17 protein-coding genes and 2 pseudogenes are annotated in these 19,244 nt (G+C 58.7%); 9 read left to right on the forward strand and 10 right to left on the reverse strand.

Annotated features, from left to right (window positions below):
* Positions 1–28 precede the first annotated feature (28 nt).
* From ssuB to ACZRMS_RS11040, 7 genes are all read right to left on the reverse strand, one after another.
* Positions 29–835, reverse strand: a complete 807-nt coding sequence (gene ssuB, locus ACZRMS_RS11010; protein WP_463995375.1) for an aliphatic sulfonates ABC transporter ATP-binding protein — start codon at positions 833–835, stop codon at positions 29–31.
* Positions 832–1,638, reverse strand: a complete 807-nt coding sequence (gene ssuC / locus ACZRMS_RS11015; protein ID WP_463995376.1) for an aliphatic sulfonate ABC transporter permease SsuC — start codon at positions 1,636–1,638, stop codon at positions 832–834. Before ssuC ends, ssuB begins: the two co-directional genes overlap by 4 nt.
* Positions 1,639–1,645: 7 nt before the next feature.
* A complete protein-coding gene (gene ssuD, locus ACZRMS_RS11020) occupies positions 1,646–2,794 on the reverse strand; it encodes an FMNH2-dependent alkanesulfonate monooxygenase (protein WP_463995377.1) in 1,149 nt (382 codons plus the stop codon).
* 32 nt (positions 2,795–2,826) lie between these two features.
* Positions 2,827–3,792, reverse strand: coding sequence for a sulfonate ABC transporter substrate-binding protein (locus tag ACZRMS_RS11025; RefSeq protein ID WP_463995378.1), 966 nt, complete (start codon positions 3,790–3,792; stop codon positions 2,827–2,829).
* A gap of 187 nt (positions 3,793–3,979) precedes the next feature.
* Positions 3,980–4,573 (reverse strand): NADPH-dependent FMN reductase, encoded by a 594-nt coding sequence (gene ssuE, locus ACZRMS_RS11030; protein ID WP_463995379.1) that lies wholly within the window; start codon positions 4,571–4,573, stop codon positions 3,980–3,982.
* Between the two features lie 303 nt (positions 4,574–4,876).
* Positions 4,877–5,515, reverse strand: a complete 639-nt coding sequence (locus ACZRMS_RS11035) for a peroxiredoxin (protein ID WP_463995380.1) — start codon at positions 5,513–5,515, stop codon at positions 4,877–4,879.
* A gap of 294 nt (positions 5,516–5,809) precedes the next feature.
* On the reverse strand, positions 5,810–7,180 hold the full coding sequence (locus ACZRMS_RS11040; RefSeq protein WP_463995381.1) for an OprD family porin: 1,371 nt from the start codon (positions 7,178–7,180) through the stop codon (positions 5,810–5,812).
* Positions 7,181–7,679: 499 nt separating this feature from the next.
* On the opposite strand from ACZRMS_RS11040, the gene tauA reads away from it, so the two are divergent.
* From tauA to tauD, 4 genes are read left to right on the forward strand one after another with little or no spacing between them, the layout of a single operon-like run.
* Positions 7,680–8,660 carry a taurine ABC transporter substrate-binding protein gene (gene tauA / locus ACZRMS_RS11045; RefSeq protein WP_463995382.1) on the forward strand — a complete coding sequence of 327 codons (981 nt, stop codon included), beginning with the start codon at positions 7,680–7,682 and terminating at the stop codon, positions 8,658–8,660.
* Between the two features lie 27 nt (positions 8,661–8,687).
* The gene (gene tauB / locus ACZRMS_RS11050) at positions 8,688–9,482 is read left to right on the forward strand and encodes a taurine ABC transporter ATP-binding subunit (protein ID WP_463995383.1); all 795 of its coding nucleotides are present in this window, start codon (positions 8,688–8,690) and stop codon (positions 9,480–9,482) included.
* Entirely contained in the window at positions 9,479–10,315 is an 837-nt protein-coding gene (tauC, locus tag ACZRMS_RS11055; protein ID WP_463995384.1) for a taurine ABC transporter permease TauC, read from the forward strand. Before tauB ends, tauC begins: the two co-directional genes overlap by 4 nt.
* Before the next feature lie 46 nt (positions 10,316–10,361).
* Complete coding sequence (gene tauD, locus ACZRMS_RS11060; RefSeq protein ID WP_463995385.1) at positions 10,362–11,195, forward strand: taurine dioxygenase; 834 nt, start codon at positions 10,362–10,364, stop codon at positions 11,193–11,195.
* A 142-nt stretch (positions 11,196–11,337) separates the two neighbouring features.
* Here the strand turns inward: tauD and ACZRMS_RS11065 are convergent.
* Positions 11,338–11,487, reverse strand: a pseudogene (locus ACZRMS_RS11065) (TetR/AcrR family transcriptional regulator); the annotation flags it as partial.
* Between the two features lie 2 nt (positions 11,488–11,489).
* Here ACZRMS_RS11065 and ACZRMS_RS11070 point away from each other — a divergent pair.
* Positions 11,490–11,798: pseudogene (locus ACZRMS_RS11070) on the forward strand (TauD/TfdA family dioxygenase); the annotation flags it as partial.
* 142 nt (positions 11,799–11,940) lie between these two features.
* Here the strand turns inward: ACZRMS_RS11070 and ACZRMS_RS11075 are convergent.
* Both ACZRMS_RS11075 and ACZRMS_RS11080 read right to left on the reverse strand, forming a co-directional pair.
* Complete coding sequence (locus ACZRMS_RS11075) at positions 11,941–12,585, reverse strand: TetR/AcrR family transcriptional regulator (protein WP_463995386.1); 645 nt, start codon at positions 12,583–12,585, stop codon at positions 11,941–11,943.
* Positions 12,586–12,693: 108 nt separating this feature from the next.
* Complete coding sequence (locus tag ACZRMS_RS11080) at positions 12,694–14,070, reverse strand: glutamine synthetase family protein (RefSeq protein WP_463995387.1); 1,377 nt, start codon at positions 14,068–14,070, stop codon at positions 12,694–12,696.
* A gap of 278 nt (positions 14,071–14,348) precedes the next feature.
* On the opposite strand from ACZRMS_RS11080, the gene ACZRMS_RS11085 reads away from it, so the two are divergent.
* The 4 genes from ACZRMS_RS11085 (at position 14,349) to ACZRMS_RS11100 (ending at position 19,243) form a co-directional block, all read left to right on the forward strand.
* Positions 14,349–15,125 (forward strand): gamma-glutamyl-gamma-aminobutyrate hydrolase family protein, encoded by a 777-nt coding sequence (locus ACZRMS_RS11085; RefSeq protein WP_463995388.1) that lies wholly within the window; start codon positions 14,349–14,351, stop codon positions 15,123–15,125.
* 36 nt (positions 15,126–15,161) lie between these two features.
* Positions 15,162–16,520: a glutamine synthetase family protein gene (locus ACZRMS_RS11090; protein ID WP_048362178.1), complete on the forward strand. Its 1,359-nt coding sequence runs from the start codon at positions 15,162–15,164 to the stop codon at positions 16,518–16,520.
* A gap of 61 nt (positions 16,521–16,581) precedes the next feature.
* Positions 16,582–17,946, forward strand: a complete 1,365-nt coding sequence (locus ACZRMS_RS11095) for an aspartate aminotransferase family protein (protein ID WP_463995389.1) — start codon at positions 16,582–16,584, stop codon at positions 17,944–17,946.
* A 184-nt stretch (positions 17,947–18,130) separates the two neighbouring features.
* Entirely contained in the window at positions 18,131–19,243 is a 1,113-nt protein-coding gene (locus tag ACZRMS_RS11100; protein WP_463995390.1) for a polyamine ABC transporter substrate-binding protein, read from the forward strand.
* Position 19,244: the final 1 nt, after the last annotated feature.

Below are 19,244 nucleotides of genomic sequence, written 5' to 3' on the forward strand. Positions count from 1 at the left end.
TTCCTGTCTTGGGATAAAAAAAGTGAGGTTATTGCGCCCAGCGCAGTTGCGTGGGCAGCGGTGCGACGGGTTCGGGTTCGGGCGGTGCCCCTGGCAAGGCCAGCACACGGTTGAGCACTTCGGTTTCCAGCGCGGCCAGTCGATGCGAGCCGCGTACCCGTGGGCGCGGCAGTTCGACGGTGAGGTCCAGCCCCACCTCGCCTTCTTCAATCAAGATCACGCGGTCTGCAATCGCAACGGCTTCGCTCACGTCGTGGGTCACCAGCAACACGGTGAAACCATGCTGGCGCCACAGGCGTTCAATCAGTTGCTGCATTTCGATACGGGTCAGGGCATCCAGCGCGCCCAGCGGCTCGTCCAGCAGCAGCAGGCGCGGCTGGTGAATCAGGGCGCGGGCCAGGGCCACACGCTGTTTTTGCCCGCCCGATAGTGCGGCGGGCCATTCGTTGGCGCGTTCGGCCAGGCCCACTTCTTCCAGCGCTTTGAGCGCCTTGGGCCGCCAGTCGCCCTTGAGGCCAAGGCCCACGTTGTCGATGACTTTTTTCCAGGGCAGCAGGCGCGCTTCCTGAAACATCAGCCGCGTGTCTTCGCGGGCCTCTTGCAGCGGTGCGCTGCCGGCCAGCAGTTCGCCGCCCGTAGGTTGATCGAGCCCGGCCAGCAGGCGCATCAGGGTGCTTTTACCGCAACCGCTGCGCCCTACGATGGCCACAAACTGACCGGCGGGGATGTGTAGATTGATGTCGCGCAGGACCTGGCGTTCGCCGAAGGATTTCTGCAGGCCCTTGATGGCCAGCGGTATGCCCTGGCGCAAACGCGGGGGTTGTTGAGCTGTCATGCTGCACCGCCTTTAGCCACTTGATACGCCGGGTGCCAGCGCAGCCACACGCGCTCCAGCCCCCGGGCTGCGGTATCGGCCAACTTGCCGAGTACCGCGTACAAAACAATCGCCAGTACCACCACGTCGGTCTGCAAAAACTCCCGGGCATTCATCGCCAGGTAGCCAATGCCGGAGCTGGCGGAGATGGTTTCGGCCACGATCAGCGTCAGCCACATAAAGCCCAGCGCAAAGCGCACGCCCACCAGGATCGAAGGCAAGGCGCCGGGCAGGATCACTTGCCAGAACAAGCGAAAACCGGACAAGCCATAGCTGCGCGCCATCTCGACCAGGGCCGGGTCAACGTTGCGGATGCCGTGGTAGGTGTTGAGGTAGATCGGGAACAAGGTGCCCAGCGCCACCAGAAAAATCTTTGCCGATTCATCAATGCCGAACCACAGGATCACCAGCGGAATCAGCGCCAGATGCGGCACGTTGCGGATCATTTGCACCGAGCTGTCGAGCAGGCGTTCGCCCCACTTCGACAGGCCGGTGATAAAGCCCAGCGCCAGGCCGATACTGCCGCCGATGGCAAAGCCCAGCCCGGCGCGCCAGCCGCTGATGGCCAGGTGTTTCCAGATCTCGCCACTGCGTACCAGCTCAATCCCGGCCGCGATCACGGCGCTGGGGGCGGGCAGGATGCGTGTCGATAACCAGCCTGCCGACACGGACAGCTGCCATACCGCCAGCAGCAGGACAGGCAAGGCCCAGGGCGCCAGGGTGTGACCGATTTTATTGAGGCCCAAGGCCTTGCCTGAACTCATGGCGACCTCAGCTCTGCGATGCAGCTTTAGGGAGAATGTCGTTGGCGACCATTTCGCCAAACGGGCTCACGTACCCGGCACTTTTTGGCAGTTCCGGGCGCTCGATATCCAGGTGCGGGAACAGCAGTTCGGCCACGCGGTACGACTCTTCCAGGTGTGGGTAACCGGAGAAAATAAAGGTATCGATGCCCAGGTCCGCGTACTCCTTGACCCGCGCTGCCACGGTGGGGCCGTCGCCGACCAGGGCTGTGCCCGCGCCGCCGCGCACCAGGCCTACGCCCGCCCACAGGTTGGGGCTGACTTCGAGGTTGTCGCGGCTGCCGCCATGCAGTGCGGCCATGCGTTGCTGGCCGACCGAGTCGAAGCGGGCCAGTGAGGCCTGGGCGTGGGCGATGGTGTCGTCGTCCAGGTGAGAAATAAGTTTGTCCGCGGCTTTCCAGGCTTCGTCGTTGGTTTCACGCACGATCACGTGCAAGCGAATCCCGAAGCGCACGGTGCGTCCGTGTTTGGCGGCCTTGGCCCGCACTTGTTCGATTTTTTCTGCGACGGCGGCCGGTGGCTCGCCCCAGGTCAGTACCATTTCCACTTGTTCGGCAGCCAGGTCTTGCGCCGCTTCCGACGAGCCGCCGAAGTACAGCGGCGGACGCGGTTGCTGGATCGGCGGGTAGAGCAATTTTGCGCCTTTGACGGTGATGTGCTGGCCGTCGTAGTCCACGGTTTCGCCTTCGAGCACTCGTCGCCAGATGCGGGTGAATTCCACCGAGGCCTGATAGCGCTCTTCGTGGCTGAGGAACAGGCCATCGCCGGCCAGTTCTTCCGGGTCACCGCCAGTCACCAGATTGAACAGTGCACGGCCACCCGACAGACGGTCCAGGGTCGCCGCCTGACGTGCCGCCACGGTGGGCGAAACAATGCCGGGGCGCAGGGCCACCAGAAATTTCAGGCGCTGGGTCACCGGGATCAGCGCGGCGGCCACCAGCCACGAGTCTTCGCACGAACGCCCTGTAGGGATCAGTACCCCGCCAAACCCCAAGCGGTCAGCCGCCTGTGCGACTTGTTGCAGGTAGCCGTAGTCAACCGCGCGGGCGCCTTCGGAGGTGCCAAGGTAATGGCCATCACCGTGGGTAGGCAGGAACCAGAAAATATTGAGGCTCATGGAGTGGTCTCCTAAATGGGGGGCAGCAAGCGTTAGTTGGCTTTGGCCAGATTGGCCGGTGGCGTCCAGATCACGTCTTTCACAACCAGCGGCTTGGGAATCAGCTTGAGCTGGTAAAAACTGTCGGCAATTTTTTGCTGGGCGTTGACCACTGCCGGGGTCAAGAACTGCGCGCCGTAGCCCTGGCGTTTAACCGCAGTCAGGGTGATTTCTGGCGACAGGCCCAGCAGCGGCGCGACCTGTTCGGTCACGTCTTCAGGGTGGGCTTTGGCCCACTCGCCAATGTTGCGCACTTCATCGACCAGGGTTTCGATCACCTTGGGATGCTGTTCGGCATAAGGCTTGGTGGCCAGATAGAACTGGTGGTTGTCGGCGATACCGCTGGCGTCACGCAGGGTGCGTGCTTGCAGTTGCTGTTCGGCGGCGGCCTGGTACGGGTCCCAGATGACCCAGGCGTCGACGCTGCCGCGCTCGAACGCCGCGCGGGCATCCGCCGGTGGCAGGAATACGGTCTGGATATCGGTGTATTTCAGGCCGGCGTCTTCAAGGGCGCGCACCAGCAGGTAGTGCACGTTGGAGCCTTTGTTGAGCACGACCTTTTTGCCTTTAAGGTCTTTGACCGAGGTGATCGGTGAGTCCTTGGGCACCAGGATGGCTTCACTGGTGGGGGCAGGCGGTTCGTAGGCGACGTAGAGCAGGTCTGCCCCGGCTGCCTGGGCGAAAACAGGCGGGGTTTCGCCGGTCACGCCGAAGTCGATGGAGCCCACGTTCAGGCCTTCAAGCAGCTGCGGGCCACCGGGGAATTCGGTCCATTGCACGTCGACGCCCTGCTCGGCCAGACGCTTGTCCAGCGTGCCTTTGGCCTTGAGCAGCATCAGCGTGCCGTATTTTTGATAACCGATGCGCAGCGTATCGGCTTGAGCCTGGGTAACAGCGCCGAAGGACACAGCCGCAGCTAACAGTGCGACCAGACCACGACGCAAAATGACAGGGCGCATGGCGCTCTCCTATTTGCAGTTCGAGATTCGGGTTGCACCTGCTGGGCCGTTGGCGGTTCAGTAAGGTGAAGTTGATGCTTTACCTGTGGGAGCGGGCTTGCTCGCGATAGGATCGCTGCGGTGTGCCAGTAAGAACACATCGCCTGATATCGCGAGCAAGCCCGCTCCCACAGGGGAAAATGGTGTTTCAGATACTCCAGCGCGCCGTGCGCAGCCGGTCGTTGAGGATGTTGGGGTCCAGCGGTTTCGGACGGCGCGCCAAGGCGCTGTAGAACTGCTCAAGGGCCTCGCTCAAACGTTGTTCCAATAGGGGGGCAAGCTGCGCCTGTGCGCTGCCTTCGCCGTAAGCAATCTGGCTGTCATCGGCAAAAATGCCGTGCAGCATTTCCTGGGCCTTGAGGGCCGACAGTACGGGCTTGAGGGCGTAGTCCACGGCCAGCATGTGGGCGATGCTGCCGCCGGTGGCGATGGGCAGGACCACTTTGTGGCTCAGGGCGCGTTCAGGCAGCAAGTCGAGCACCGTTTTCAGTGCGCCGCTGAACGAGGCTTTGTACACCGGGGTCGCGATCACCAGGCCGTCGGCGTTTTCAATCTGTTGCAGCAGGTCGATAATTTTCGGGCTGTCGAAGCGTGCGTGCAGCAAGTCTTCGGCCGGGAAGTCACGTACCTGATAACTCACCACTTCAACGCCTTGCTGGTTCAACCAGCGTTTGGCGTAGTCCAGCAACACTCCCGAACGGGATCGTTGGCTTGGGCTTCCTCCGAGAGTCACGACCAGCATCTAGACGTTTCCTTGAATGAATATGTGCAATTCGCTGTCAGCGTTTTCGCTTGAGTGAACAGACCTTAACAGGTGATTTATATATCTATAAATCATATTTATTCATTTGTTTATTCTTTAAAGGTATATGCAGGCTGGCGAATCCGAAAGCCAAAAAAAGGCCGTCGAAACGGCCTGAAACCCTGTGAAGACACTGGTTGTGTGGGAGCGGGCTTGCTCGCGATGGGATCGTTGCGGTGGATCAGAAAAACCGCAGCGCCTTGATCGCGAGCAAGCCCGCTCCCACAAGGGGTGACGTTGACCTTACTTGTTGGGCTGTGGCGTCAGGCGCAGGTAGGGCTTCACGGCGCGGTAGCCTTTGGGGAAGCGCTTTTTGATTTCGTCTTCGTCCTTGATCGACGGCACGATCACGACGTCGTCGCCATCCTGCCAGTTGGCCGGGGTTGCGACTTTGTAGTTATCGGTCAGTTGCAGTGAATCAATCACGCGCAAGATTTCGTTGAAGTTGCGCCCGGTGCTGGCCGGGTAGGTGATGGTCAGGCGGACTTTCTTGTTCGGATCAATCACGAACAGCGAGCGCACGGTCAGGGTGTCGCTGGCATTGGGGTGGATCAGGTCATAGAGGTCCGACACTTTGCGATCGGCATCGGCCAGGATCGGAAAGTTGACCACGGTGTTCTGGGTTTCGTTGATGTCATCGATCCACTTGTGGTGCGAGTCCACCGGGTCGACAGACAGCGCGATGGCTTTGACGCCGCGCTTGGCGAACTCGTCCTTGAGCTTGGCCGTAAGGCCCAGTTCGGTGGTGCACACCGGGGTGAAGTCCGCGGGGTGAGAGAACAGCACGCCCCAGCTGTCGCCCAGCCATTGATGGAAGTGGATGGTGCCGGCGCTGGAATCCTGTTCGAAATCGGGGGCGATGTCGCCGAGTCTGAGGCTCATGGTGCAGCTCCTTTTTATAGGGAATGGCAGGGCGTGATGGGCCTACTCTGCCTGCGTCATGAGTGAATTAAAAAGAATAAATATCGATTTGATTAGCGCAAAAAAGAATATTAAAAACTGTTTCATTGGACGCAACAAAGCCCCGGGTCCACTCTGGGCGCAGGTTTAGGCAAGGGGAGTGGCAGGGAGCTACGACTATTAATGTGTTGCGAATTGATCGTTCTGGTCTTCGGTAAACACCCTGCCCGGTATTGCACCGGGCAGGATTTTTCTTACCTTTGTTCTACATCACGCTTATAGCAACGGGATCGAGTAGCTGACGATCAGACGGTTTTCGTCTTGGTCGCGCTGGCCCACAATATCGTTGCGCCACATGGCGTTTTTCCACGTCAGGCCGAGGTTTTTCAACGCGCCTTCCTGGATAACGTAAGCCACGGTGATATCGCGTTCCCACTCGGAAGAGCCATTGCTGGTTTGTACGTTTTTGCTGTTGTAGGTGTCGATATTGTCGCCACGCAGGTAAACCGCGCCCGCCGTCAGGCCAGGTACGCCGACTTTGGCGAAGTCATACGAGTAACGCGCCTGCCAGGTACGCTCGCCAGCACGTGCGAACTTCGAGATCTGCATGTCGGTAGGGATGTAAGCCGATGCGCCGTCGCCCTGGTTCAGGAACGGGAAGTCGCTGCTGCCGTTGCTGACCTGATAGCCGCCACCGAAGGTGTGGCCTTCAACGGTGTACAGGAACAGGCCGCTGATCAGGTTGTTGTCGACCTTGCCTTTGCCGCTACCCGCTGAGCTGTTGGCGTAATCACCGGTGGTGTAATACGCAGAGTCGTGGCCGTTCTTGCCGTCATCAGTGCTGTTGAAGTAACGCAGGTCAGACTTCAACACGCCCGGGCCGATGGACCAGTTGTGAACCAGACCCAGGAAGTGTTGCTTGTAGAAATCTTCCAGGTTGCCGTAGTAGTACTGCAGCAACAGGTCTTTGTTGACCTTGTAGTCCGCGCCGCCGTAGTAGAACTTGTTGACGAACTCGCCTTTGGCGTAGTTCGAGCCACTGTTGGCGCCGGCAATCGACAGGCCTTCGTTGTTGCTGGAGTTACGACCTTTGGCGTGTTCGATCTGACCGCCGGTGAAGGTCAGGTCCTTGAACTCGCTGGAGGTGATCTGGCCGCCCTGGAAGGTCTGCGGCAGCATGCGACCGTCGTTGGAGACGATAACCGGCAGTTTTGGCTGCAGGGTACCGATGCGCAATTCGGTCTGGGAGATCTTGGCTTTGGCGGTCAGGCCCAGGCTGGAGAAATCGTCTACAGCGTGGTTGCCGTCGCTTGGGAATACCGAGCCGCCAGAGTTAGCACCGTTCGGGTTGCCGTGCTTGCCAGCGCTCGAGTCCAGCTTGACGCCCAGCAGGCCAATGGCATCCACACCAAAACCGACTGTGCCCTGGGTATAGCCGGAGGTGAAGTCCAGCTGGAAGCCCTGGCCCCACTCTTCAACCTTGCTCTGAGCGCCCGCAGCCTTGGTGCCCGAATCACGGTTGTCGTTGTTGATATAGAAGTTACGCAGTTTCAGCGTGGCCTTGCTGTCTTCAATGAAACCAGCAGCGCTTGCTTGTTGTGCCAACAGCCCTACGGCCACAGCGATGGCCAAGGTGGACTTGTTCATTGTGTTGCTCCTTTGCGTCTCTAATTTTTGTAGTTCTTTAGCCCCAGATCTGACGTCTCGGTGCTACAGATGCGCGATTAGCGCCAGACGGTGACCGGCAAGTCAATCGTAACCAAGAGTGTCTACGACCTTTGTCTAGTCATTTTCCGTTTGTGCGCAGAGTAATGGCTATTTGATAAACCCAAAAAGAATTGTTTCTAAGCTTTTCAGATCAAATAGGCATATCTAAGGATATTTCCTACGCGCATGTGAAGGAATGCTATCGGCCTTTCGTCTAATTCTTAAACATAATTTTGTGAATCTTTTAATAGCGTTTGGTTCTTAAACAGTCGACCCGATCACATGCAGTTCAAAACGCCATAGCAGATGACCGCTGCGTGCATTTCTGGATGTTTCGGAACCACATAAGCTAATGCTTAAAAGTTATTTATTTACCGGTTCTTAGATCATTTAACCTCGCGTTCTGCCGATATCCGGCCGTCTGCCGAGGAGCTTCCTGATGAAACTGCACTCTCCCCTACGCCTTTTGGCTGCTTTGTCCCTGGCGGGTGCCAGCTTCTTCGCGCAGGCCGCCACCGATGTCACCGTGGCTTACCAAACTACCGTTGATCCGGCGAAAGTCGCTCAGGCCGATGGCGCTTATGAAAAAGCCACCGGGGCCAGGATCAACTGGCGCAAATTCGATAACGGCTCGGACATCATTGCCGCCATCGCCTCGGGCGATGTGCAAATTGGCTACCTCGGTTCGAGCCCGCTGACGGCCGCGATCACCCGCAAGGTGCCGGTTGAAACCTTTTTGATTGCCACCCAGATCGGCGGCGCTGAAGCCCTGGTGGCCCGCGACGGTTCCGGGATCAACGGCCCGCAGGATCTGATCGGTAAAAAAGTTGCCGTGCCATTTGTCTCCACCGGCCACTACAGCCTGCTGGCCGCGCTCAAGCACTGGAATATCGACCCGGCGAAAGTACAGATTCTGAACCTCGCCCCACCGGCCATTGTGGCGGCCTGGAAGCGTGGCGATATCGACGCTACTTATGTCTGGGACCCGGCCCTGGGCGCGGCCAAAGAGAACGGCAAAGTGCTGATCACCTCGGGCGAGCTGGCCAAGGTGGGCGCACCGACATTTGATGCCTGGATTGTGCGTAAAGACTTCGCCGCCAAGCATCCGGAAATCGTCAAGCAATTTGCCAAAGTCACGCTGGATGCCTACGCCGACTACCGCAAAGACCCGAAAGCCTGGCTGGCCAGCCAGAGCAATGTCGACAAGGTGGTGAAACTGTCGGGCGCCAAGGCTTCGGACATTCCGGTACTGCTGCAGGGCAACGTGTACCCGCTGGCCAATGACCAGATTGTCTTGCTCGGCGCGCCGACCACCAAAGCCCTGACCGATACCGCCGCTTTCCTCAAGGAGCAAGGCAAGGTCGATGCGGTGCTGGCGGACTACGCGCCGTCAGTCAACGCCACCTTTATCACCCAATAATCAACCCGCGCTGAGGAGTCGACCGTCATGGCCTTGTTATCACTGGAGCGCATCAGCGCACAGTACCCGGGCGCCGCGGAGCCGGTGCTGTCGGATATCTCCGTCAGCCTCGGCCCTCAGCAACTGCTGGTCGCACTCGGCCCGTCGGGCAGCGGTAAAACGTCTTTGCTGAATCTGATTGCGGGTTTTGTGGAGCCCAGCGCCGGGCGCATAACCCTTGATGGCGCACCGGTCAAAGGCCCGAGCGCCGAACGCGGCGTGGTGTTTCAGGACGACGTGTTGCTGCCGTGGCAAGACGTGCTGGCTAACGTGGCTTTCGGCCTTGAGCTGGCCGGTGTACCCCGTGACAAACGCGAGATCCGCGCCCGTGAAATGCTCGCTCTGGTTGACTTGTCGGGCTTTGAGCACCGCCGCGTGTGGGAGCTCTCGGGCGGACAAAAACAGCGGGTCGGCCTGGCACGTGCCTTGGCCGCCGATCCTCGGGTGTTGTTGATGGACGAACCCTTTGGCGCTCTTGATGCATTCACCCGCGAGCAGATGCAAGAACTGCTGCTGCAAGTGTGCCGCCGTACCGACAAGCCGGTGTTCCTGATTACCCATGACATTGAAGAAGCGGTGTTTCTGGCCACTGACCTGATTTTGCTGGCCCCCAACCCGGGCCGCATCGTTGAGCGTCTGAGCCTGGATTTCGGCCAGCGCTACAACGCTGGCGAATCGGCGCGTTCGATCAAGTCCGACCCTCGTTTTATCGAAACCCGTGAGCACGTGCTTGAGCGCGTGTTTTCACAACGCGGTGCCGCCCAGCGGCAGGAGCGCGCATGAGCAGTTATGAAGCAGTCGCCGCCGCCCCGGTTGCGGCGCCCCACCCCCCGCGCCCGGTCAAGCGCAGCCTGAGCACGCGCTGGATCAGCGTCTTGACCCTTGTGACCTTGATTACCGTCTGGTGGGCCGTGACCGCTGCCGGGTTGATCGAACCCCTGTTTTTGCCACCGCCGCCCGCCGTGCTGGAAAAAGGCTGGTTGCTGGCGACCAAAGGCTACATGGACTCCACCTTGTGGCAGCACCTGGGCGCGAGTTTGAGCCGTATCGGCCTGGGCCTGGGTTTTGCGATCCTGACGGCGGTGCCGGTGGGCATTGCCATTGGCCATAACCGCATTGCGCGGGGGATTTTCGACCCGCTGATTGAGTTTTACCGGCCGATTCCGCCGTTGGCGTATTTGCCGCTGATTGTGATCTGGTGCGGAATTGGCGAGCTGTCGAAAGTACTGCTGATTTACCTGGCGATCTTTGCCCCGATTGCAATTGCCACCGCCACCGGGGTGCGCACCGTGGACCCGGCCAAAGTTCGTGCGGCGCAATCGTTGGGCGCCACACGCTGGCAGTTGATCCGCCATGTGATTTTGCCCAGCGCCCTGCCGGATATTTTGACCGGTGTACGAATCGGGCTGGGTGTGGGCTGGTCGACCCTGGTGGCTGCCGAGCTGATCGCCGCCACCAGCGGCCTGGGTTTTATGGTGCAGTCCGCCGCGCAGTTTTTGGTCACTGATGTGGTGGTGTTGGGGATTCTGGTGATTGCCATCATCGCCTTCGCCATGGAGATGGGCCTGCGCGCCCTGCAACGCAAGCTGGTGCCGTGGCACGGCCAGGCTCACTAAACACACTCGACGCTGATCAATCGGCGCGCTGATTAAGAGATTGACCATGAGCCTGACCATCACCCCGATTAGCTCTGCCCTTGGCGCCCAGATTGACGGCGTTGACCTGACCCTGCCCCTGAGTCTGGAGCACCGCAATGCCATTGAGCAGGCGTTGCTTGCGCATCATGTGGTGTTTTTCAAGAACCAGGCGATCACGCCGCAGCAGCAGGCGCGTTTTGCCGCCCACTTTGGCGACCTGCACATTCACCCGATTTACCCCAATGTGCCGGAGCAGCCAGAAGTGCTGGTGCTGGACACGGCCGTGACCGACGTGCGCGACAACGCGGTGTGGCATACCGACGTGACCTTTTTGCCGACGCCTGCGATGGGCGCGGTGCTCAGCGCCAAGCAGTTGCCGGCCTTTGGTGGCGACACCTTGTGGGCGGGCGGGATTGCGGCATTTGAGGGGCTGTCCAAACCTCTGCAAGTGCTGCTGGATGGTTTGACGGCGACGCACGATTTCACCAAATCGTTCCCGCTGGAGCGTTTTGGTTCGACCCCAGAAGATCTGGCGCGCTGGGAGCAAACCCGTAAAAACAACCCGCCGCTTTCGCACCCGGTGGTGCGCACTCACCCGGTGAGCGGGCGCAAGTCGCTGTTCGTCAACGAAGGTTTTACTACGAAGATCAATGAGCTTTCAGAGGCTGAAAGTGAAGCGATCCTCAAGCTGCTGTTCGCCCACGCCACCCGCCCGGAATACACCATTCGCTGGCGCTGGCAGGAAAACGACGTGGCGTTCTGGGATAACCGCTCGACCCAGCATTACGCGGTGGACGATTACCGCCCGAACCGCCGTGTGATGCACCGCGCGACGATCCTGGGTGATGCGCCGTTTTGATTTGATGGTGTGAAGGCAATGCAAAAAACTGTGGGAGCGGGCTTGCTCGCGATGCAGGCGGTGCGGTCTGTCAGCTAGAGCGCAGTGATGCCATCGCGGGCAAGCCACGCTCCCACAGGTTTTGTTGTGCCCACAAAGCCAGTCAGGCGTTGATTGGGCTCTGGCGTTTTGGCAAATACGGCGGCAAGTACAACCCCAAATAAGCATCCACCACCCGCAAGCCTTCTTCGGCCAGGCGCGGGGTGATGCTGTCGTGCAGCTGGATGGAGCGTGCATAGACGCGGTCGCCCAACCCGTAAAAACAACCCGCCGCTTTCGCACCCGGTGGTGCGCACTCACCCGGTGAGCGGGCGCAAGTCGCTGTTCGTCAACGAAGGTTTTACTACGAAGATCAATGAGCTTTCAGAGGCTGAAAGTGAAGCGATCCTCAAGCTGCTGTTCGCCCACGCCACCCGCCCGGAATACACCATTCGCTGGCGCTGGCAGGAAAACGACGTGGCGTTCTGGGATAACCGCTCGACTCAGCATTACGCGGTGGACGATTACCGCCCGAACCGCCGTGTGATGCACCGCGCGACGATCCTGGGTGATGCGCCGTTTTGATTTGATGGTGTGAAGGCAATGCAAAAAACTGTGGGAGCGGGCTTGCTCGCGATGCAGGCGGTGCGGTCTGTCAGCTAGAGCGCAGTGATGCCATCGCGGGCAAGCCACGCTCCCACAGGTTTTGTTGTGCCCACAAAGCCGGTCAGGCGTTGATTGGGCTCTGGCGTTTTGGCAAATACGGCGGCAAGTACAACCCCAAATAAGCATCCACCACCCGCAAGCCTTCTTCGGCCAGGCGCGGGGTGATGCTGTCGTGCAGCTGGATGGAGCGCGCATAGACGCGGTCGCCCAACTCCATCGCCAGGGCAAATACGTCCACGTCCTGTGGCAAAACCGGCAGTTCAAAATGGCGCATGAACAGCCCGTGCATCAGTTGGCCCAATTCAAGGTCGTGCTGGCGGTCGGCCCGAGTGACTTCCGTGAGGCCATGCTGGGCCAGAATCAACTGCCGGGCAGCCGCGTCTTCGTTGTAAATCCCCAACATGCGTTGTTCGACCACGCGCGACAAATCACGCCAGCTGTTCAATCCTTGATGCTCTATCGGCGCTTGCAGGCAGGCGCGGAAGGCCGCATGCACATCACCGGTCAGTGCCTGGAGCAGCGCGGGCACGCCTGCGAAAAAATGATAGACCGACGATGGCGGGATGGCGGCGCGTTCGGCCACGCTGTAAATCGACAAACTGGACACCCCTTCAGTCGCGAGCAATGTTCGGGCAGCCGCCAGTATCAAATCGATCCGGGCCTGGCTGCGAACGCGTGGTTTTCGAGGTGTGGCGGGGCGCGTCATGAGTCTCTCCTGCAGGGCAGCCGGCATTGTACGAGGCCGCAGAAGGCTGGCGCATAAAAAAACGCCGCCGGCAGTAAAGCCGACGGCGTTTTTTCGGACTGCAATCGCTTACACGGTATGCAAGTACCAGTTGTATTCGAGGTCGGAGATGGAGTGTTCGAACTCTTCCAGCTCGCTCTCTTTACACGCGACAAAAATATCGATGTATTTCGGGTCGATATATTTGGCCATGACTTCGCTGTCATCCAGCTCGCGCAACGCATCACGCAGGTTGTTTGGCAGGCTTTGCTCGTTCTGCTCGTAGGAGTTGCCTTCTACGGGTGGCGGCGGCTCGATCTTGTTGGTCAGGCCGTGGTGCACGCCTGCCAGAACCGAAGCCATCAACAGATACGGGTTGGCATCTGCGCCGGCAACCCGGTGCTCCAGACGCACGGAGTCTGAGGAGCCGGTCGGTACGCGCAGGGCGACCGTACGGTTATCCAGGCCCCAGCACGGCGAGTTCGGCACGTAGAACTGTGCGCCGAAACGACGGTAGGAGTTAACGTTAGGGCAAAGGAACGCCATCTGCGCCGGTAGGGTCTCCAGCACACCGCCGATCGCATGACGCAGTGCGGCGTTCTGCTCGGGATCCTCGCTGGCAAAAATATTTTTGCCCTCTTTGTCCAGAATCGAAATATGGACGTGAAGCCCGTTGCCCGCCTGGCCCGGATAAGGCTTGGCCATGAACGTGGTGTCCATCTCATGGTCGTAGGCGATGTTCTTGATCAGTCGCTTGAGCAGTACCGCGTAGTCGCAGGCCTTGATCGGGTCGGCAACGTGGTGCAGGTTCACTTCGAACTGCGCCGGGGCACTTTCTTTAACGATGGCGTCAGCCGGGATGCCTTGTTCCTTGGCACCTTCCAGAATGTCCTGGAGGCAGTCGACGTATTCATCGAGGTCGTCGATCAGGTAAACCTGAGTCGAGTGCGGACGCTTGCCGGAAATAGGCGAACGTGGCGGTTGTGGGCGGCCGTTAACGTTCTCCTGGTCAATCAGGTAGAACTCCAGCTCGAAAGCGGCGCAGATGGTGAGGCCCAGGTCGTCAAACTTGGTGACAACTTGACGCAATACTTCGCGAGGGTCGGCGAAGAAGGGTTCACCTTCAATTTCGTGCATGGTCATCAGCAGTTGCGCGGTTGGGCGCTTTTGCCATGGTTCATTGCACAGGGTGTCAGGGATGGGATAACAGATTCTGTCTGCGTCACCGATATCCAGACCCAGGCCGGTGCTTTCCACCGTTGAGCCATTGATATCAAGCGCAAATAGAGAGGCCGGCAGGTTGATGCCTTTCTCGTAAACCTTGTGGAGGCTGGTGCGTTCAATGCGCTTACCGCGCACCACACCATTCATATCCGCAATGAGAAGGTCTACGTACAGAACCTCAGGATGATCCTTAAGGAACGCGTTCGCTTCGTTAAGCTGAACGGCACGCGGGGGTACCGACATGATGCAACACCTTTGTTGTTAAAAATATCAATCATTGAGCGCTACGGGTTTCAGTCAACCCGAACGGCATACCGAAGTCAAGCAGCCTCTTTTTTGCCCTCAAAAAGCGCGTAAAGGCCATTTTTGACGCTTTTTAGGGCGTCTTTTACCTTTTTGAAGCCTTGCCGCCCGCAGGCTTGAGCGGGCCGTGTTGTATTTTTTACGGGGGTGTTGTGTAAAAAAATGAACAAGGCTAAGCTCGATTCAAACCCATAACAGCAATAATACCGGGGTGTTACATGTCACGCCTGCCGTTAATCGGCGTCACCGCCTGCACCAAGCAGATCGGTTTGCATCCTTATCACGTCACTGGCGATAAGTACGTGCGAGCAGTCGCGGTGGCCGCCAAAGGCTTGCCTCTGATCCTTCCGTCAATGGCGGAACTGATAGATCCGAACGATATTCTGGACAGTCTGGACGGCCTGCTTTTTACCGGGTCGCCTTCCAATATCGAACCTCATTTGTATCACGGCCCTGCCAGCGTGCCTGGCACGCTGCATGACCCAGACCGTGATCGCGCCACTCTGCCCCTGATTCGCGCCGCACTGGCGGCCGGTGTACCCGTGCTCGGCATTTGCCGCGGCTTTCAGGAGTTGAATGTAGCCCTGGGTGGCTCACTTCACCAGAAACTGCACGAAGTCGATGGCTATATCGAGCACCGCGAAGACCCCAGCGCCCCGGTTGAAGTGCAATACGCGCCGAGCCACGGGATGCACGTGCAGCCCGGTGGTGTACTGGCCGGCCTGGGCTTGCCGCCGGAGTTTTCGGTCAACTCGATTCACACCCAGGGCATCCAGCGTCTAGCGCCTGGCCTGCGGGTTGAAGCGGTTGCCCCGGACGGTCTGGTTGAAGCGGTTTCAGTGGAGGGCGGCAAGGCTTTTGCTTTAGCGGTTCAGTGGCACCCAGAATGGCAGGTAAGCTCTAACCCGATCTATCTCGCCATCTTTCAGGCATTTGGAGATGCCTGTAGACGGCGCGCGACACAACGCGACGCGGATGCGTCAGTAAACGCCTGACTTATTCAAGTCAGGACACTCAGCCCAGAGGCATTTATGAGTAACAACCTCGACCAGCTCACCGATTGGTTGAAAGACCACAAGATCACAGAAGTCGAATGCATGATCGCCGACCTCACCGGGATTACTCGCGGGAAGATTTCGCCGACCAACAAGTTCATTGCCGAAAAAGGCATGCGCCTGCCCGAGAGCGTATTGCTGCAAACCGTAACGGGCGACTATGTCGAAGACGACATCTATTACGAGCTTCTCGATCCGGCAGACATCGACATGATCTGCCGTCCCGACCAGAACGCAGTATTTGTGGTGCCGTGGGCCATTGAGCCGACCGCTCAGGTGATTCACGACACCTATGACAAGCAGGGCAACCCGATTGAGTTGTCGCCGCGCAACGTGCTTAAAAAGGTACTCAAACTTTATGCCGATCGCGGCTGGCAGCCGATTGTGGCGCCAGAAATGGAGTTTTACCTGACCAAGCGCAGTGACGACCCGGACTACCCGTTGCAGCCGCCGATTGGTCGCTCCGGTCGCCCGGAAACCGGCCGTCAGTCCTTCTCTATAGAAGCCGCCAACGAATTCGACCCTTTGTTCGAAGACGTCTACGACTGGTGCGAACTGCAAGAGCTGGATCTGGACACGCTGATCCATGAAGACGGCACGGCGCAGATGGAAATCAACTTCCGTCACGGTGACGCACTGTCGCTGGCCGACCAGATCCTGGTGTTCAAGCGCACCATGCGCGAAGCCGCGCTCAAGCACGATGTAGCCGCCACCTTCATGGCCAAACCCATGACCGGCGAGCCTGGCAGCGCCATGCACTTGCACCAGAGCATCATTGATATCGAAACCGGCAAAAACGTCTTCTCCAATGAAGACGGGACCATGAGCCAACTGTTCCTCAATCACATCGGCGGTTTGCAGAAGTTCATTCCTGAGCTGCTGCCGCTGTTTGCACCGAACGTGAACTCGTTCCGCCGCTTCCTGCCGGATACCTCGGCACCGGTAAACGTGGAATGGGGTGAAGAAAACCGCACCGTGGGGCTGCGTGTGCCGGATGCCGGCCCGCAAAATCGCCGTGTTGAAAACCGTTTGCCGGGTGCCGATGCCAACCCGTATCTGGCGATTGCCGCCAGCTTGCTGTGTGGCTACATCGGCATGGTTGAAGGTATCAACCCGAGTGCGCCAGTGGTGGGTCGTGGTTATGAGCGTCGCAACTTGCGCCTGCCCCTGACCCTCGAAGAAGCACTGGCACGGATGGAAAGCAGCAAGACCGTTGAGAAATACCTGGGTACCAAGTTCATCGCGGGCTACGTGGCAGTCAAACGTGCCGAGCATGAAAACTTCAAGCGCGTCATCAGTTCCTGGGAGCGGGAATTCCTGCTGTTCGCCGTCTGACACGCCGGGGGGCTGCGCCTGGGATGCGCAGCCTCTCCTCTACTGAATCAAGGAGAGTTGTATGACTAGCAAGAACCCGCAAACCCTCGAATGGCAACAACTGAGCAATGATCACCACCTGGCACCGTTCAGTGACTTCAAACAGTTGAAAGAAGTCGGCCCACGCATTATTACCCACGCCAAAGGCGTGTACCTGTGGGACAGCGAAGGCCACAAAATTCTCGACGGCATGGCCGGCCTCTGGTGTGTTGCCATCGGCTACGGACGTGACGAGCTGGCCGATGCCGCCAGCAAGCAAATGCGCGAACTGCCGTACTACAACCTGTTTTTCATGACCGCTCACCCGCCTGTTCTTGAACTGTCCAAAGCCATCGCCGAGATCGCCCCTGAAGGCATGAACCACGTGTTCTTCACCGGTTCCGGCTCTGAAGGCAACGACACCATGCTGCGCATGGTTCGCCACTACTGGGCGATCAAGGGCCAGCCCGACAAGAAAGTCATCATCAGCCGCAAGAACGGCTACCACGGTTCCACCGTGGCCGGCGCCAGCCTGGGCGGCATGACCTATATGCACGAACAGGGCGACTTGCCGATCCCGGGCATCACCCACATCGCCCAGCCGTACTGGTTCGGTGAAGGTGGCGACATGTCCCCGGAAGAGTTCGGCATCCATGCTGCCAACCAGCTGGAAGAACGCATTCTGGAAATCGGCGTCGACAATGTCGGTGCTTTTATTGCCGAGCCGATTCAGGGCGCGGGCGGTGTGATCGTTCCACCTGCCACCTACTGGCCGCGCATCAAGGAGATCCTGGCCAAGTACGACATCCTGTTTGTCGCCGACGAAGTGATCTGTGGCTTTGGTCGTACCGGTGAGTGGTTCGGTAGCGATTTTTACGACCTCAAGCCGGACATGATGACCATCGCCAAGGGCCTGACCTCGGGTTATATCCCGATGGGTGGCCTGATCGTGCGCGACGAAGTGGTTGCGGTGCTTAATGAAGGCGGCGATTTCAACCACGGCTTCACCTATTCGGGTCACCCGGTAGCAGCAGCAGTGGCACTGGAAAACATCCGCATCCTGCGCGAAGAAAAAATTATCGAGAAGGTTCACGCCGAAACGGCACCGTATTTGCAAAAGCGTCTACGTGAACTGAACGATCACCCGTTGGTGGGCGAAGTGCGCGGTGTGGGCATGTTGGGCGCCATTGAACTGGTGCAGGACAAAGCCACGCGCAAACGTTACGAAGGCCGTGGCGCAGGCATGATCTGCCGACAGTTCTGCTTTGATAACGGCCTGATCATGCGCGCCGTAGGCGACACCATGATCATTTCGCCACCTCTGGTGATCAGCAAAGACGAGATCGACGAGCTGGTGACCAAGGCCCGTAAGTGCCTGGATCTGACCTTGGAAGTATTGCGAGGTTAACTGCTAGGCTTTGGGCGCAAGACAACTGCGGTTTGAAAGTAGGCAATTGCGCTCAGAGCCTTAAGAATCAAGGCTCTTCCCTTGAAAGCCTGCCCCGGATCTTGCCAGACTAGCCGCCGGCTTTAGTCACCTTGAGATCAGGTCGCTGAATCGGTGGTTTAAAAGAACAATTGGAGCATTACAGATGAAGGCATCAGGTTTTAAAAAAGCTGGCAAGACCCTTCTCGCCCTCTCCTTGATGGGCATGATGGCTGGGGCAGCTCAAGCGGCGGACAAGGTTCTGCACATCTACAACTGGTCCGATTACATCGCACCTGACACCGTTAAAAAGTTCGAAGACCAAACCGGTATCAAGGTGGTCTACGACGTGTTCGACAGCAACGAGACCCTTGAGGCCAAGCTGCTGGCGGGCAAGTCCGGCTACGACATCGTCGTGCCATCCAACAATTTCCTGGCCAAGCAGATCAAGGCCCAGGTTTACCAGGAGCTGGACAAGTCCAAGCTGCCCAACTGGAAAAACCTCGACCCTGCCCTGCTCAAAGCCGTGGGCGATGCCAGCGACCCAGGCAACAAACATGCGTTCCCTTATATGTGGGGCACCATCGGCATCGGCTACAACCCTGAAAAAGTCAAAGCCGCACTGGGTGTCGACACCATCGATTCCTGGGACGTGCTGTTCAAGCCGGAGAACGCGGCCAAGCTCAAGAGCTGCGGTATAAGCTTCCTCGACTCGCCAACCGAGATGATCCCGGCAGCGCTGCATTACCTGGGCTACCCGACCAACTCGCAAGACAAGAAACAACTGGCCGAAGCCGAAGCACTGTTCCTGAAAATTCGTCCTTCGGTGGGCTACTTCCACTCGTCCAAGTACATCTCGGACCTGGCCAACGGCAACATCTGCGTGGCCGTGGGTTACTCGGGTGACATCGAACAGTCCATTACTCGCGCCAAAGAAGCGGGTGACAAGGTCAAGCTCAAGTACGCCATTCCGAAAGAAGGCGCTGGCAGCTTCTATGACATGGTCGCCATTCCCAAGGATGCCGAGAACGTTGACGCCGCTTACGCATGGATGAACTACCTGATGCAGCCAGAGGTGATGGCTGAAATCACTAACAGCGTGCGTTTCCCGAACGGTAACAAGGCTGCAACGCCGCTCGTGAATAAAGACATCTCTGGCGACCCGAGCATTTACCCGTCGGATGAAGTGAAAGCCAAGCTGTACGCCATCAGCGATTTGCCACCAACCACCTTGCGTTTGCTGACGCGCAGCTGGACCAAGATCAAGTCCGGTAAGTAAG

This window comes from Pseudomonas sp. B424 (assembly GCF_055408345.1).

What these genes read in the sequence shown, in the direction of transcription:
- ssuB (WP_463995375.1), bottom strand. Translation starts at nt 835, where the DNA reads ATGACAGCTCAACAACCCCCGCGTTTGCGCCAGGGCATACCGCTGGCC.
- ssuC (WP_463995376.1), bottom strand. Translation starts at nt 1,638, where the DNA reads ATGAGTTCAGGCAAGGCCTTGGGCCTCAATAAAATCGGTCACACCCTG.
- ssuD (WP_463995377.1), bottom strand. Translation starts at nt 2,794, where the DNA reads ATGAGCCTCAATATTTTCTGGTTCCTGCCTACCCACGGTGATGGCCAT.
- ACZRMS_RS11025 (WP_463995378.1), bottom strand. Translation starts at nt 3,792, where the DNA reads ATGCGCCCTGTCATTTTGCGTCGTGGTCTGGTCGCACTGTTAGCTGCG.
- ssuE (WP_463995379.1), bottom strand. Translation starts at nt 4,573, where the DNA reads ATGCTGGTCGTGACTCTCGGAGGAAGCCCAAGCCAACGATCCCGTTCG.
- ACZRMS_RS11035 (WP_463995380.1), bottom strand. Translation starts at nt 5,515, where the DNA reads ATGAGCCTCAGACTCGGCGACATCGCCCCCGATTTCGAACAGGATTCC.
- ACZRMS_RS11040 (WP_463995381.1), bottom strand. Translation starts at nt 7,180, where the DNA reads ATGAACAAGTCCACCTTGGCCATCGCTGTGGCCGTAGGGCTGTTGGCA.
- tauA (WP_463995382.1), top strand. Translation starts at nt 7,680, where the DNA reads ATGAAACTGCACTCTCCCCTACGCCTTTTGGCTGCTTTGTCCCTGGCG.
- tauB (WP_463995383.1), top strand. Translation starts at nt 8,688, where the DNA reads ATGGCCTTGTTATCACTGGAGCGCATCAGCGCACAGTACCCGGGCGCC.
- tauC (WP_463995384.1), top strand. Translation starts at nt 9,479, where the DNA reads ATGAGCAGTTATGAAGCAGTCGCCGCCGCCCCGGTTGCGGCGCCCCAC.
- tauD (WP_463995385.1), top strand. Translation starts at nt 10,362, where the DNA reads ATGAGCCTGACCATCACCCCGATTAGCTCTGCCCTTGGCGCCCAGATT.
- ACZRMS_RS11075 (WP_463995386.1), bottom strand. Translation starts at nt 12,585, where the DNA reads ATGACGCGCCCCGCCACACCTCGAAAACCACGCGTTCGCAGCCAGGCC.
- ACZRMS_RS11080 (WP_463995387.1), bottom strand. Translation starts at nt 14,070, where the DNA reads ATGTCGGTACCCCCGCGTGCCGTTCAGCTTAACGAAGCGAACGCGTTC.
- ACZRMS_RS11085 (WP_463995388.1), top strand. Translation starts at nt 14,349, where the DNA reads ATGTCACGCCTGCCGTTAATCGGCGTCACCGCCTGCACCAAGCAGATC.
- ACZRMS_RS11090 (WP_048362178.1), top strand. Translation starts at nt 15,162, where the DNA reads ATGAGTAACAACCTCGACCAGCTCACCGATTGGTTGAAAGACCACAAG.
- ACZRMS_RS11095 (WP_463995389.1), top strand. Translation starts at nt 16,582, where the DNA reads ATGACTAGCAAGAACCCGCAAACCCTCGAATGGCAACAACTGAGCAAT.
- ACZRMS_RS11100 (WP_463995390.1), top strand. Translation starts at nt 18,131, where the DNA reads ATGAAGGCATCAGGTTTTAAAAAAGCTGGCAAGACCCTTCTCGCCCTC.